Below are 13,390 nucleotides of genomic sequence, written 5' to 3'. Positions count from 1 at the left end.
GAAGTCATCCACGCATTAATTTTGATTTTTCGCAGCGATTAAAGAAATTTCCTGCACCTCTCAACGCTATAGAGACAAACCCGATTGCGCCCTCTAGGAGCTCATTTTTAAGCTTGCTCCCTGAGCATCAGGCATGCAATTTGCAAACCTTCTCTAAAGCAAGTGCTTGATGCAAAACTAACCGAGAGGACATTCCACAATGCGTGCTTCGTTCCGTTTGAAAACTGTAGTAGCTACTTTGGGCCTGCTGGGTGCCGCAGTGGCCGGCCAAGCTCAGGCTCAGAACATCAAGTTCGCCATGGTGATCCCCACCACAGGACCACTGACCCAATATGGCGACATGGTCAAAGAAGGCGTATCCACAGCTGTGGAGCAAATCAATGCTGCTGGCGGCATCAATGGCAAGAAAATCGAAGTCACCACCGTGGACGACGCTTGCGAGCCCAAGCAAGGGCCTGTGGCTGCCAACCGCGTGGTCAATGCCAAGATTGGCTACATGATTGGCCCAGTGTGTTCTGGCGCAGCTATTGCTGCAGCCCCCATTTACGACAACGAAGGTGTTGTCGTGGTCACACCTTCTGCCACATCGCCTGCATTGACAGAAGGCAAGAACTTCCACTACATCTTCCGCACGATTGGTCGCGATGACCAGCAAGGCCCCTCTGCAGCCAAGTTCATCATCGAAAAAGCCAAACCCAGCAAGGTTGCCGTACTGCACGACAAGCAGTCGTACGGCCAGGGCATTGCCTCTTCGGTGCGTGACGAACTGCAAAAAGCCAAGGTCAACGTTGCATTGTTTGAAGGTATCAACGCCGGTGACAGCGACTACTCCGCCATCATCACCAAGCTCAAGAGCGCAGGCGTGGACTTTGTGTACTACGGCGGCTACCACCCTGAAATGGGTTTGCTGTTGCGCCAAGCCTCTGAACAGGGCCTGAAAGTGCGCATGATGGGCCCTGAAGGCGTGGGCAACCCTGAGGTCAACGCAATTGCTGGCAATGCTGTCGAAGGCATGCTGGTGACCTTGCCTGCAGACTTTTCGACCAACCCCAAGAATGCCGCCATCGTTAAGGCCTTTCAAGACAAAAAGCGCAATCCCTCGGGCGCTTTTCAGTTGACCGCCTATGCTGCCACACAGGCGATTGCAGAAAGCATCAAAGCTGTGGGCGATGACCCCAAGAAGGTGGCAGACCACTTGCACAAAGCCAAGATTGACACCGTCATTGGCCCAGTGTCTTGGAACAAGCAAGGCGACCTGACCTCTTTCGACTTCCAAATCTTCCAATGGCATAAAGACGGCAGCAAGACTCCTGCTGCGAAGTAAGTCGCGGCATGTCCCAAGCCCACAGCGCTTAACGCTTAAGCCTGTGGGCTTTTCAGTTCAAAGCTTGCTTTGTGCTGCGCTCTCTCATTTCGCTAGGTCATCGCGCACATGAACGAATTTCTCCCTCAGCTGATACAACAGCTATTCAATGGCCTCTCCCTCGGGGCCATCTACGCCTTGATCGCTATCGGCTATACCATGGTCTACGGCATCATCGGCATGATCAATTTTGCGCACGGCGATATCTACATGATTGGCGCCTATGTCGGTCTGGTCACACTGTCAGCCGTCGGTATTCAAGGGGCCGTCCCGATTTGGATGGTGATTGGTTTGATGCTGATCGTGGCCGTCATCATCACCGGCATTTATGGTTTTGCCGTTGAACAAGTGGCCTACAAACCCGTGCGCAACAGCCCACGTTTGGTGGCTTTGATCTCGGCAATCGGTATGTCTATCTTTTTGCAGAACTGGGTCGCCTTGGGCCAAGGTGCGCGTGACATGGCCGTGCCTTCGCTGCTGCCAGGCGCGTTTCAGTTTGAAATGGGGGGTGGCTTTGAAGTCTTTGTGCCCTACACCCGTATCTTGATCATCGCCGTGGCCGTTGTGCTGATGATCTTGCTCACGATCTACATCAAGCACTCTCGCATGGGCCGCGCCTCACGCGCCTGTTCGCAAGATATGCACATGGCCAGCCTGCTGGGCATTAACACCAACCGCGTGATCTCTTTCACCTTCATTCTGGGCGCCATGCTGGCTGCCGTCGGTGGGGTGCTGATTGCACTGGCTGTGGGCAAACTCAACCCCTTTATTGGCTTTATTGCGGGCATCAAAGCCTTTACCGCAGCTGTGTTGGGCGGGATTGGCAGCATTCCCGGCGCCATGCTGGGCGGCGTGATTTTGGGGGTGGCCGAAACCTTGGCCGCCGCCTACATTTCTTCGGAATACAAGGACATCGTGGCCTTCAGCCTGCTGGTGCTGATTTTGCTGTTCCGCCCCACAGGCTTGTTGGGCAAACCAGAAGTGGAGAAAGTCTGATGCAACGCATTCTCCATAACCTCGGCCCGGCTTTGATGGCGGCCGTGATTACTGCTTTGGTCGTCACCCCCATCTTCGGCTTGCAACTGCAGCGTGTGGGCGGGCAAATGAGCCTAGAGCCCCAATGGCACTACGTCCTTTGGGCATCGCTGATCGTATTTGCCGTGCAACTGCTCAAACCAGCCCTAAAAGGCGTCACCAAAGGCATTAGCCTGCCACGCGTGCCTGACTTGTCACCCAAGCTGCGCAATGCGTTGATTTTTGCCACCTTGCTCATGGCCGTATCTTGGCCCTTCTTTGCAGGCCGCAATGCCGTCGACATCGCCACCCTCGCCATGATTTACGTCATGCTGGGCCTGGGCCTGAACATCGTGGTGGGCTTTGCTGGTCTGCTGGACTTGGGCTTTGTCGGTTTTTATGCCGTGGGCGCCTATACCTACGCCTTACTGTTCCACTGGGCTGGCTGGTCTTTCTGGGAGGCATTGCCCTTGGCAGGTGCTGCAGCGGCATTGTTTGGCTTTGTGCTGGGCTTTCCCGTGCTGCGTTTGCGCGGCGACTACCTCGCCATCGTGACGCTGGGCTTTGGCGAAATCATTCGCCTGCTGCTGATTAACCTGAATGACTGGACCGGCGGCCCGGATGGCATCTCCGGCATCCCTAAACCCACGGTGCTGGGCATGGAGATGACCCGCAACCCCAGCGTAGAAGGTGGCACCACCTTCCACCAGCTCATGGGCCTGGAGTTCAGCTCCGTACACATGGTCATCTTCTTGTACCTGATGGCTTTGATGCTGGCCGTGGTCACCCTGTGGATTTCCAACCGTTTGATCCGCATGCCGATTGGCCGCGCGTGGGAGGCGCTGCGTGAGGACGAGATCGCTTGCCGCTCACTGGGGCTGAACCCCATGCACATCAAGCTCTCCGCCTTCACCTTGGGTGCCATGTTTGCCGGCTTTGGTGGCGCATTTTTTGCGGCCCGCCAAGGCATTGTGAACCCCGAGTCCTTCACCTTCATTGAGTCGGCCTTGATCTTGGCGATTGTGGTGCTCGGGGGCATGGGCTCTCAACTGGGCGTTATCGTGGCGGCTATTTTGATCACGGTACTGCCAGAGCTGGCACGCGAGTTTTCTGAATACCGCATGCTGATTTTCGGTTTGGTCATGATTTTGATGATGGTCTGGCGCCCTCAGGGCCTGTTCCCGGTCACCCGCTCCCATGTGGCAGTGCCGCAAAAGCGAGCCGCTTAAGCCGCCGTTCACCGATCACATTGAAGAAGATATTCCAGCATGCATAGCAGCCATTTGTTGGACGTGAAAGACCTGAGCATGCGCTTTGGCGGTTTGCTCGCGGTCGATGGCGTCAACCTTGAATTGGGCGAGAAGCAAATTCTTGCCATCATCGGTCCCAACGGGGCCGGCAAAACCACCGTGTTTAACTGCATCAGCGGTTTTTACACCCCCACCAACGGCAGCGTCGTGCTGCAAGGTGAAAGCATTGCCGGGCTGGGCAGCCACGCCGTGGCACGCAAAGGCGTGGTGCGCACCTTCCAGAACGTGCGCCTGTTCAAGCGCATGACGGTGCTGGAGAACCTGCTGGTCGCGCAGCACCAGAAAGCACGCGTCAACGTGCTGGCTGGTTTGTTCAACACCGCCAGCTTTCGCCGCCAAGAGGCCGAAGCCATTGAGCGCAGCCTGCACTGGCTGGACTACATGGGACTGCGCGAATTTGCCAACCGCGAGGCGGGCAACTTGGCCTATGGCCACCAGCGCCGGCTGGAAATTGCGCGCTGCATGATCACCGACCCCAAGGTGCTGATGCTCGATGAGCCTGCGGCCGGCTTGAACCCGCAGGAAAAAATCGATCTGCAAAACCTGATTCGCCAATTGCGCGACCAGTATGGCGTGGCCATTTTGCTGATTGAGCACGATATGGGTCTGGTGATGGGCGTGTCTGAGCGCATCACCGTCATGGAATACGGCAAGCCGATTGCCCATGGCACCCCCGAAGAAGTCAGAAACAATGAGCGGGTCATCAAGGCCTACCTGGGAGAAGCTTGATGACCACCTCCACCCCTATGCTACAGCTGGCGCATATCAGCACCCATTACGGCTCTATCTGCGCGGTCAATCAGGTGTCTTTGCACGTTAACCAAGGCGAAATCGTCAGCCTGATTGGCTCCAACGGCGCGGGCAAAACCTCATTGCTGATGACTGTCTGCGGCAACCCTCGCGCCACCAGCGGCTCCATCCATTTTGAGGGCGAGGACATCACCAACCTGTCCACGCACCACATCATGCAGCGCGGGATTGCCATATCACCCGAAGGGCGCCGCATTTTCCCCGACCTCACCGTTGTGGAGAACCTGCAAATGGGCGGTTTCTTTCTGAACAAGCCAGCCATTGAAGCGGGCATTGAACACGTGTTTCACCTGTTCCCCCGCCTCAAAGAGCGCGCCCACCAGCGCGCGGGCACCATGTCGGGCGGCGAGCAGCAAATGCTGGCCATTGGCCGTGCCCTGATGTCCAAACCCCGTTTGTTGCTGATGGATGAGCCCACGCTGGGCTTGGCGCCGCTGATCATTGCGCAGATTTTTGAGATCATCCAGACCATCCGCAGCGAAGGCGTGACGGTGTTCCTGGTTGAACAAAATGCCAACCGCGCCCTGCAAATTGCAGACCGCGGCTACGTGCTGGAAACCGGCAAACTGGTGCTGGAAGACACGGGGGCCAATTTGCTCAAGAACGACGCGGTGCGCAAAGCTTACCTCGGCGGTTGATGCCAAAGGCGGGGGCTGGCTGCAATCTCAAGCGGCGTCAAGCAGCGCCTCCGCCTCAGCCAGATCGCTGGGGCAGCGTTGTAGACGCAGTTCACGCCATCAAAAAAGGAGCTACTAGCGCTTGATCGGATTGGGCTTCAGGCATAAAACGCACTGAAACCTAGATTTGGCAAGCGCTACTAGCTCTTTTTTTATGCATTGCCCCCGCTTCTCCCCCCTGCACAAGGGTACGCGCCGCCAGTAACATAAGACGTATGAAACCTCAGCTCTACATCCTCACCGGCGGCTCGCGGGGCATGGGTCTGGCCATGGCGCGCCAGATTCTGAAACAAGGCCACCACCTGCTCACCATCGCCCGCCAGCGCAATACTGATTTAGACACCACAGCGCAGGCCCACGGCGCCACCCTCACCCAGTGGCAGCAAGACCTGGCCCAGCCCCAACTTGCTGCCCAGCAACTGCTGCAATGGCTGGGCGTGCTCCACGCTGAAAGTTATAGCCGCGTCGTGCTGATCAACAACGCCGGCGTGATCCCGCCGATTGCACCGTTGTCGCACAGCGACTGGAACGCCATCAGCCAGGCCCTGCGTGTGGGCCTGGAAGCGCCCATGCTGCTGACTTCTGCCTTCTTGCAAGCCACCGAAGGCTGGAACATTCCACGCCAGGTGCTCAACGTCTCGTCAGGCTTGGGCCGCCGTGCCATTGCCTCACAGGCCACGTATTGCGCAGCCAAAGCCGGCATGGACAACTTCTCCGTTTCGGTGGCACTGGATGAAGCCGCCAAGCCCAACGGCGCCCAAATCTGCTCCCTCGCACCTGGCGTCATCGACACCGATATGCAGCTGCAACTGCGCAGCGCCAGTGAAGCGGCCTTCCCCGATGTCAACCGCTTTGCCAACCTCAAGCGTGAAGGCAACCTCACCTCACCGCAGGAGGCCGCTGCACGCGTCCTCGCCTGGCTAGAGCGCGCAGATTTTGGCAACCCTGTGCTGGCCGATGCGCGCCAAGCCTGAACGCGCTGAGCTAATGCCCAAACGGAATGTTTTTTTGCGGAGTTTGCCCTCCTGCCAAGCATTCCAGCGCTAATATCAGCCCATATCAAGAACCTGTTTGTGCCGCGTGGGCCACACAGCGCTGCGCTACCCGATCGGTAACTGCAGCCCGTGATCAACCCGCAGGCAACCCCTGCGGGCTGTGCGCAAACGTGGTTCATACAGGTACTCCAGCCTGGTGGTGCGCACCCTTGCACCATCGATGGGCCCACAAATTTGCTCGATAGCGGTTGCACGTTCTGCATGGCGATGGCAGAACCCTTCCGCCGTTTTAGATGTCTGTGTTTTTGGAGACCTTCATGTACCGCAAACTGATCACCTGCACCACATTGGCTTTGGCAGCAGGTGTTGCAGCCCCCGCTTGGGCACAAGCTGCCAGCGACTATCCCAGCAAACCCATCCGCTTGGTGATTCCATTTCCTCCTGGTGGCGGTACTGACATCTTGTCGCGCGTCGTGGCCAACAAACTCACAGAAGCCACCAAATGGACGATCGTTCCTGAGAACAAAGCCGGCGCAGGCGGCACCATTGGCATCACCGAAGCAGTCAAAGCCCCCGCTACCGGTTACGACATGGTGATGGGCCAAAAAGACAACCTGATCCTGGGCCCCTACCTCTACAAAAACCTGCCCTGGAACCCTGTCAAAGATTTGACCCCTGTGGCGCACGTGGCCTACACCCCAGTCATCATCGCCACCAGCGTGAACTCTCCTTACAAGAGCATTGCAGACGTGGTGGCAGCCGCCAAAGCCAATCCCACACGAGTGACCTACGGCTCCCCCGGCAATGGCACCAGCATTCACATTGCTGGTCACATGTTTGAAAAAGCCGCCGGTATTGAGCTGACCCACGTGCCTTACAAAGGCTCCAACCCCGCATTGATGGACGCCATCGCAGGCAACGTGGATCTGCTGGTGTCATCCATTCCTTCGGCGATTGGCCAGATCAAAGCCGGCAAATTGCGCCCCTTGGCGGTCACCTCGGCCAAACGCTCCACCTCTTTGCCCGACGTACCCACCATGCAAGAACAAGGCATGAAGGGCTTTGACGTCAGCACGTGGTATGGCCTGTTCATGCCTGCTGGCACCCCCACAGACATCGCCGCTAAGATGAATGCCGAAGTCAACAAACTGCTGGCAAGCAAAGAAGTGCAAGAAGCCATCTTGGCCCAAGGTGCAGAACCCAAGGCCATGAGCTTGGGCGAGTTCGACAAAATGTACCGCGCAGATTTCACCAACGCCAAGGCGGTGGTAGAAGCCTCTGGCGCAAGCATTCAGTAATAGATAGCACGCTACGCTTACCAAATAAGCGCTAGCGGCCAATTCCGCATTCAACACCCCAAGCCCAGCTCTAACGAGCTGGGCTTTTTTGCGTGCTGCGCAGCTATCTAGTACCGCTACCCTATGCGCATAGCCACACCGAGTATTAGCAATAATTTTTCGCTGTCACACAGAATTCACAAAATTTGTCAACCATTTGCAGACAGAAGACGTTAGATAGAGACGCTGAACCCTTAACGCCCTGAAAGGAAACCACTATGACTTTCTTCCACTCCGTTATCGAGCTCAAGTCCTCGCAAAATGAAGCCGCTCCACAACCCGAGCCTCGCGCCCCTGAAGAGGTCATTCGCTTGCTCACCCAAGAAGCCCCGCAAGGCGAGTACAGCGTAGATGCGTTCTAACGCATTTCAAAGGGAACCAACCTAACCGCCGCTAAGGCGGTTTTTTTACGAGGGCCCGCCATCCACTAGGCTAAGCGATCACCTGCGGCCAGATGAGCCTCGCCCTTGAAGTTACATCGCAGCGGCTACCGTTTGGCTGCATAAAGGACGAGGCCCTCCTAGCAATACGTGCTTTGCGTAGAACTGTGACCGACTTTTAGATGGATTTTTAGAAAAACACGCTCTTAATTCTTCTTTTTACAGAATTAACACGTCAAATTTCACTAAAAGCCATTTCAATGGCACACTGGGCTACGCCCCGATTGTTCATGACTATGGAGAAGTGCCCCGTGCCCCCACAAAAATCTAGCGCCACCACCAGTAACGGCGCCTCTACGAAAAAAACGTGGAAGCAACCTGTGAAGGCAGAAGTTAAAACCGTAATGCCTGAGGGCGTGACAGTTCAAGTACATAAGCGGGAGTCTTTGCCAGAGAACTACCGCATCTGCAACGGTACGAGCTTCGAGACGTATCAACCCAAGACCTGGGGTCGCTAAACAAAAAACCCGCGAAAGCGGGTTTAGTTTTTAAAGGGCTCTTGACTGCCAGTCACGCGGCATGCGTCGCATGTTGAATACGCTTACCAGCAAGCGCTGTCTCAAGCTTAGAGCAATGACTGTACTCATTGCGCGCGTTGGTCTTGCACCCAAAGCAGTTCAAAGCGCTGCAACACCATCACCGCTTTGGCATCGGTGTAAAGATCCGTTTTGATGGGCAAAACCCCGCGCAACACCCCCCCAAAAAAAGCCCCGGGCATTGCTCCATGGAGCTGTAATCTTTGCGGGCCCTGCAAGATTCGAACTCGCGACCAACGGATTAAAAGTCCAACCCACGAATGAGCATTTATGCGGCTTTCCGGCACTTTTTGGGAATAAAGGCACACCCAGAGGTTATTGCCTCATGCGGTTCTGCAGGCTTTATTCCCACCTTTTTGGCTTCTATTTAGACAGGTCCACATGCTCGTGACCACCCTTCTCTGCCTTGCCGCCGGCAACAGTGAGGCGTTGTTTTTGAGACGTGTAGCTTTTGGCGTCATAAACAGCGTTGTTTGAATCCTGAGCGGGGCCAATAATGGCCCGATGATGTATCGCCGCCCTTCCGCTGAACAGCTTCCACCTTTAGATACTCCCACGTCTGGGCTTACCACGGCGCAGGTGGAGGCACAGCGTAATGCTTTGGGTTTTAACGACATCGTTCCTCAGGCGAGCAGTAGTTGGTGGAGCATTGCACGCGATACCGTGCGCGATCCAATGCTGTGGTTCTTGGCGTTTACGGCAGGTTTGTTTGGACTCCTCGGGCAATTCACCGAGGCACTGACCATGCTGCTAGCCATGCTGCCGCTGCTGGGAATGGATGCCTATCTGCATTTGCGAACAACAGCGTCATCAGCAGGCTTAGCAAGCCGATTGGCAAGTTCTGCACGTGCGTTAAGGGATGGCAAGTGGCAGCTCATTCCAGCGCAGCAACTGGTTCCCGGTGATTTGGTGGAGGTCGTATCTGGGGAATACTTTCCTGCAGATGGCTTGCTGGTGAAGGGCACCGGGCTTCAAGTTGATGAATCGACTTTGACCGGAGAGTCCTTGCCGGTCTCCAAGCACATCGTTGATGCACCAGAGGCAGTAGCAACAGCAACCACAGAGGAAAACTGGGGAGCTGCGGGGACCCGTTTACTGACGGGAACAGCATGGCTGCGCATTATTTGGACTGGCGGTGATACGCGCTATGGAGAAATCGTTCGTACAGTGGCCGAAGGCAGCCACGAGTCGACACCCTTGCAAAAAGCTATCGCTCAACTGGTTGCCATCTTGCTTGCTGTGGCACTCGTTGGATGTGTGGTGCTAGCAGCGATCAGGTTGTGGCAAGGTCATGGATGGATTGATGCTTTGCTAAGTGCTGTGACCTTAGCCATCGCTGCGATTCCCGAGGAGTTTCCTGTTATCTATACATTTTTTCTGGGCGTCGGGGTTTTTCGACTGGCCAAAAAGAATGCACTGGTGCGCCGCGCAGTCGCTGTGGAGAATATTGGCCGTGTCACCTGTATCTTGTCGGACAAGACAGGCACCATCACCGAGGGCGCACTGGTGTTGTCCCATTACATGCCTGCGCCAGGGCTCGATAACCACGGCCTATTACAGGTAGCAACCTTTGCTGCACGACAAGACAGTGGCGATCCACTCGACCAAGCTTTATTTAAAGCTTTTGGCACCACCTCCTCGTCAGGCAGGGTGGCTGAATTTCCATTCACGGAGGCGCGGCGTCGTGAGACGGCGATTTGGTCAAAAGATGCTGCTGGCCTTGCTGCGTATACCAAAGGCGCTCCTGAAACCATACTTGCGATCTGCGAGTTACCTGAGCTTGAGCGCAGCCATTGGCTGGATGCGGTGAATCAACACGCCATGTCTGGGCGCAAGGTCATCGGTTTTGCCTGGAAAACTATGCCCGCAGGGGCCACATTGACTCTAGAGCCGGAGCAAGGCTTTCAGTTTGCAGGTTTATTGGCCTTTGAAGATCCGGTTCGTGAGGGCGTACGAGAGGCGGTTGCTGATTGCATGGTCGCTGGGATGCACGTCATCATGGTCACAGGAGACCATCCTGCAACAGCTACTGCTATTGCACGTTCGATTGGCTTGGGTGGAGGATCGCCCCAAGTGATTACGTTGACATCAGAAGATGATCCTGCCTCAGTCATTGCTTCATGCCGTGCAATTGACGTGGTTGCGCGAGCAACGCCGACACAGAAGTTGGCGTTGGTGCAAGCGTTCCAGGCTCAAGGTGAGTTGGTTGCAGTTACGGGTGATGGTGTCAACGATGTTCCTGCTCTGCGCCAAGCAGATATTGGCGTAGCGATGGGAGAGCGCGGTACGCGCAGTGCGAGAGAGGTCGCACCTGTCGTTTTGCTGGATGACAATTTCAGAACTATTGTCGATGCGGTGGCAGAGGGACGGCAACTTTTTCAGAACCTTCGCCTCGCCTTTGTCTATCTTCTTCTGGTGCATCTACCGCTTGTGATTGGCGCTGCCGCTATTCCACTCATGGGCCTCCCCTTGCTTTTCTTGCCGCTGCATATCGTATGGCTTGAACTGGTGATTCATCCAACAGCAATGATGGCCTTCCAGGACCTGCCCTCAAGTGGGCCACTGGCCCCAGTACAGCGCCAGCGTGCAACACACTTTTTCTCAACCGAAGTCTGGTGGTGGATTGTTCTGGCAGGTGGATTAGCGAGTGTTGCAATAGTGTGGAGCTACCTGTATGCACTCGGTACAGAGAAAACCGTGGAGCATGCACGTGCGATGGCTATCGCTGTATTACTGGTTTCCAGTGCAGGCATCACCAGCGGACTGACCAGATTGCGTCGCGCAGCAGCACGTTGGTTGGTATTTGGAACGCTGCTATCACTCGTGCTGGGCATTCAGTTACCTGGACTCAGCCATTTGCTGAATCTTCAGCCTTTGCATGCTTCAGACTGGATGCTAGTGACCTTGGCGTTTTTGGCGTCCATGCTGCTAAGCATGGTCGTATCTTCAAGGCTGAGGCATCAGCTAACGAGATAAAAAGTCGCGGCTGTCGTCGAAATTACCATGCAAGGCAACGACGGGACGAAATATCTGGAAACGGCAGGAAGTCGCTCCGGGATAGAGAAAAAGCACCTTCGGGTGCTTTTTCTCTATGTATCTCTAAGTCTTTAAACCAATACGCGGAAAGAGCTGTGGAGCAGGTTTGTAGATTCCTAGGGCTGAATACACCGCACCCTGTGCCAGTTGAGCAATGCCGAAAATGTGCTCATATGCAGCAGTGTCGAAGGGCCTGTTGACACAAGACCACCCAATCATCTGATCTAGCTTTTGGCAAAGCTGATCCAGCTCCACAAGCATCAAATCTTTAGTGCGTCGGTGTCCTGAATATTTAACCGCATCAAAGCAGACGATGACATCATCCGCCTTGTGCCTCGCCTGCCAGTCCATCTCCCTAGTGGCACGCATAAAAACGGTTTTTTTGAACTCTACGCAAGCCTGATCGATAACGATCAACGCCTCTTCGATCATGTCGGTATCAATTTCATCGCTCATTTTCAAACCCATTAAAAACGATTCAGGTGATACAACATCCACACACCAGGACTATGCCTAACTAGCGCCAGGCAAAGATTGGTATGGGTTCCTAATGCCTTGGCAAAAACGATCTTACTCTTCGTAGTGCTTGCGTCGCTAGAGATGTTCTTCGCCTCATGTGGATTCAAGAATTGATTGCAATCTGAAAGAATTTGTGGCCGTGGTGACGAGTCTCGCCCATCGCTTCACTTGCACTAAAAAAGCCTAAAAAACCAATCGAAGATCTACCGTTTCTGACGGTTTTTTCAGATGTTCCGTCTGAGGTGCTACAGCAAGCAAGTAGCCAAGGCAAAGGGATTAGGGTCTTGCGAAAGATTTGTAGTCTTTAAAAACTATCGGAAATTCAACATCCCAAACTCAGGATGCTGCGAATTTTTACGATTAAAAGAAAAATAGGCAGCGCACTTCTAAGAAAGTGCTGTTATACTTGCCGAACTTTGCTGATACGCAACAGTGCATGCGAATCTAGCGCAAGCGTTGTGAATGCAAACACAACCATCATCGCATCAGACGATTTTCAATTTTTGCATTTAATGACTTCTGATTGTCATTAAAAATAACCAGACTGCCATTGATAGTCTGGCCTCAGACTTTACGCACCCCAAAACGTATAAGCGGCTTGCTTTTGAGCCAAATTTTTACGCGACTGCTTGACGCAGCGCGTTCCGCTTGAACCACTCTCTCTCCTCCTCTCAAATCATCGGCCGCTACGCACTCACGCCTACCGCCGAAATGACCGCCAGCGGCTCTTACACCGCGACTCTTTCCATTCGCAGCGGCAAAGGCTCTTCTTCCCACGACAGAGTCTTTCGCTTCATTCCCCTGTTTCTTACCTCTGCTGCAGCCATCTGCTTTGCCATTGAGCAAGGTAAAAGCTATCTGCAACTGCCTGTCATACCTGCTTAACCAGCAGGTCAGCCTCGCATACCCAAAAGCCAGCCCTCAATCGGGCGCTTTGCATATTTTTGATGCCTGGTCACATACCGGGATCACTCTCAACTTCACTGATTTACACCATGACAACCAAACTTTACGTTGGCAATCTTTCTTATTCTGTGCGCGACAACGATCTGCAACAGCAATTTTCTCCATTCGGTAATGTGGTCTCCGCACAAGTCATGATGGAACGTGACTCAGGCCGTTCCAAGGGCTTCGGCTTTGTCGAAATGTCCACAGCTGAAGAAGCGCAAGCTGCCATCGAAGGTCTGCACGAGCAACCCATGGGTGGCCGTAACCTGAACGTCAACGTCGCACGTCCTCGCGAAGAAGGTGGCGGCAGCTACCGCAGCAACAACGGTGGTGGAGGCTATCGCGGTAATAACGGCGGCGGCAACGGTGGTGGCTACGGCGGTAACCGCTACTAAGCCCTACAGG

Annotated in this window: 12 protein-coding genes and 1 tRNA gene; 11 read left to right on the top strand and 2 right to left on the bottom strand. The window is 54.7% G+C overall.

Going from position 1 to position 13,390, the window contains the following annotated elements:
• Window positions 1-199 precede the first annotated feature (199 nt).
• From QEP12_RS13695 to QEP12_RS13660, 8 genes are all read left to right on the top strand, one after another.
• The gene (locus tag QEP12_RS13695; RefSeq protein ID WP_174863391.1) at window positions 200-1,324 is read left to right on the top strand and encodes a high-affinity branched-chain amino acid ABC transporter substrate-binding protein; all 1,125 of its coding nucleotides are present in this window, start codon (window positions 200-202) and stop codon (window positions 1,322-1,324) included.
• Between the two features lie 108 nt (window positions 1,325-1,432).
• Window positions 1,433-2,359: a high-affinity branched-chain amino acid ABC transporter permease LivH gene (livH, locus tag QEP12_RS13690; RefSeq protein ID WP_174863390.1), complete on the top strand. Its 927-nt coding sequence runs from the start codon at window positions 1,433-1,435 to the stop codon at window positions 2,357-2,359.
• On the top strand, window positions 2,359-3,606 hold the full coding sequence (locus tag QEP12_RS13685; RefSeq protein WP_284214597.1) for a high-affinity branched-chain amino acid ABC transporter permease LivM: 1,248 nt from the start codon (window positions 2,359-2,361) through the stop codon (window positions 3,604-3,606). Before livH ends, QEP12_RS13685 begins: the two co-directional genes overlap by 1 nt.
• Window positions 3,607-3,645: 39 nt before the next feature.
• The gene (livG, locus tag QEP12_RS13680) at window positions 3,646-4,416 is read left to right on the top strand and encodes a high-affinity branched-chain amino acid ABC transporter ATP-binding protein LivG (RefSeq protein WP_284214596.1); all 771 of its coding nucleotides are present in this window, start codon (window positions 3,646-3,648) and stop codon (window positions 4,414-4,416) included.
• Window positions 4,417-4,433: 17 nt separating this feature from the next.
• Complete coding sequence (locus tag QEP12_RS13675) at window positions 4,434-5,135, top strand: ABC transporter ATP-binding protein (protein WP_219164747.1); 702 nt, start codon at window positions 4,434-4,436, stop codon at window positions 5,133-5,135.
• A gap of 254 nt (window positions 5,136-5,389) precedes the next feature.
• Complete coding sequence (locus QEP12_RS13670) at window positions 5,390-6,148, top strand: SDR family NAD(P)-dependent oxidoreductase (protein ID WP_284214595.1); 759 nt, start codon at window positions 5,390-5,392, stop codon at window positions 6,146-6,148.
• 338 nt (window positions 6,149-6,486) lie between these two features.
• Entirely contained in the window at window positions 6,487-7,467 is a 981-nt protein-coding gene (locus QEP12_RS13665) for a Bug family tripartite tricarboxylate transporter substrate binding protein (protein ID WP_219164463.1), read from the top strand.
• Window positions 7,468-7,724: 257 nt separating this feature from the next.
• On the top strand, window positions 7,725-7,868 hold the full coding sequence (locus QEP12_RS13660; protein WP_174863827.1) for a hypothetical protein: 144 nt from the start codon (window positions 7,725-7,727) through the stop codon (window positions 7,866-7,868).
• 820 nt (window positions 7,869-8,688) lie between these two features.
• Here QEP12_RS13660 and QEP12_RS13655 read toward each other — a convergent pair.
• Window positions 8,689-8,788: transfer RNA gene (locus QEP12_RS13655), tRNA-Ser, on the bottom strand.
• 198 nt (window positions 8,789-8,986) lie between these two features.
• Here QEP12_RS13655 and QEP12_RS13650 point away from each other — a divergent pair.
• The gene (locus tag QEP12_RS13650) at window positions 8,987-11,458 is read left to right on the top strand and encodes a cation-translocating P-type ATPase (protein ID WP_284214594.1); all 2,472 of its coding nucleotides are present in this window, start codon (window positions 8,987-8,989) and stop codon (window positions 11,456-11,458) included.
• Window positions 11,459-11,581: 123 nt separating this feature from the next.
• Here QEP12_RS13650 and QEP12_RS13645 read toward each other — a convergent pair whose 3' ends face one another.
• Window positions 11,582-11,974, bottom strand: a complete 393-nt coding sequence (locus tag QEP12_RS13645; protein ID WP_284214593.1) for a hypothetical protein — start codon at window positions 11,972-11,974, stop codon at window positions 11,582-11,584.
• A 711-nt stretch (window positions 11,975-12,685) separates the two neighbouring features.
• Here QEP12_RS13645 and QEP12_RS13640 point away from each other — a divergent pair.
• Both QEP12_RS13640 and rbp read left to right on the top strand, forming a co-directional pair.
• A complete protein-coding gene (locus QEP12_RS13640; protein ID WP_284214592.1) occupies window positions 12,686-12,922 on the top strand; it encodes a hypothetical protein in 237 nt (78 codons plus the stop codon).
• Window positions 12,923-13,032: 110 nt separating this feature from the next.
• On the top strand, window positions 13,033-13,380 hold the full coding sequence (gene rbp, locus QEP12_RS13635) for an RNA-binding regulator (RefSeq protein ID WP_284214591.1): 348 nt from the start codon (window positions 13,033-13,035) through the stop codon (window positions 13,378-13,380).
• Window positions 13,381-13,390 lie beyond the last annotated feature (10 nt).

It is taken from the genome of Comamonas jiangduensis, assembly GCF_030162955.1.
GTDB lineage: Bacteria > Pseudomonadota > Gammaproteobacteria > Burkholderiales > Burkholderiaceae_C > Comamonas > Comamonas jiangduensis.
Note: the sequence above shows the minus strand (reverse complement) of the source record. Positions and strands in the feature narration are given on the sequence as shown.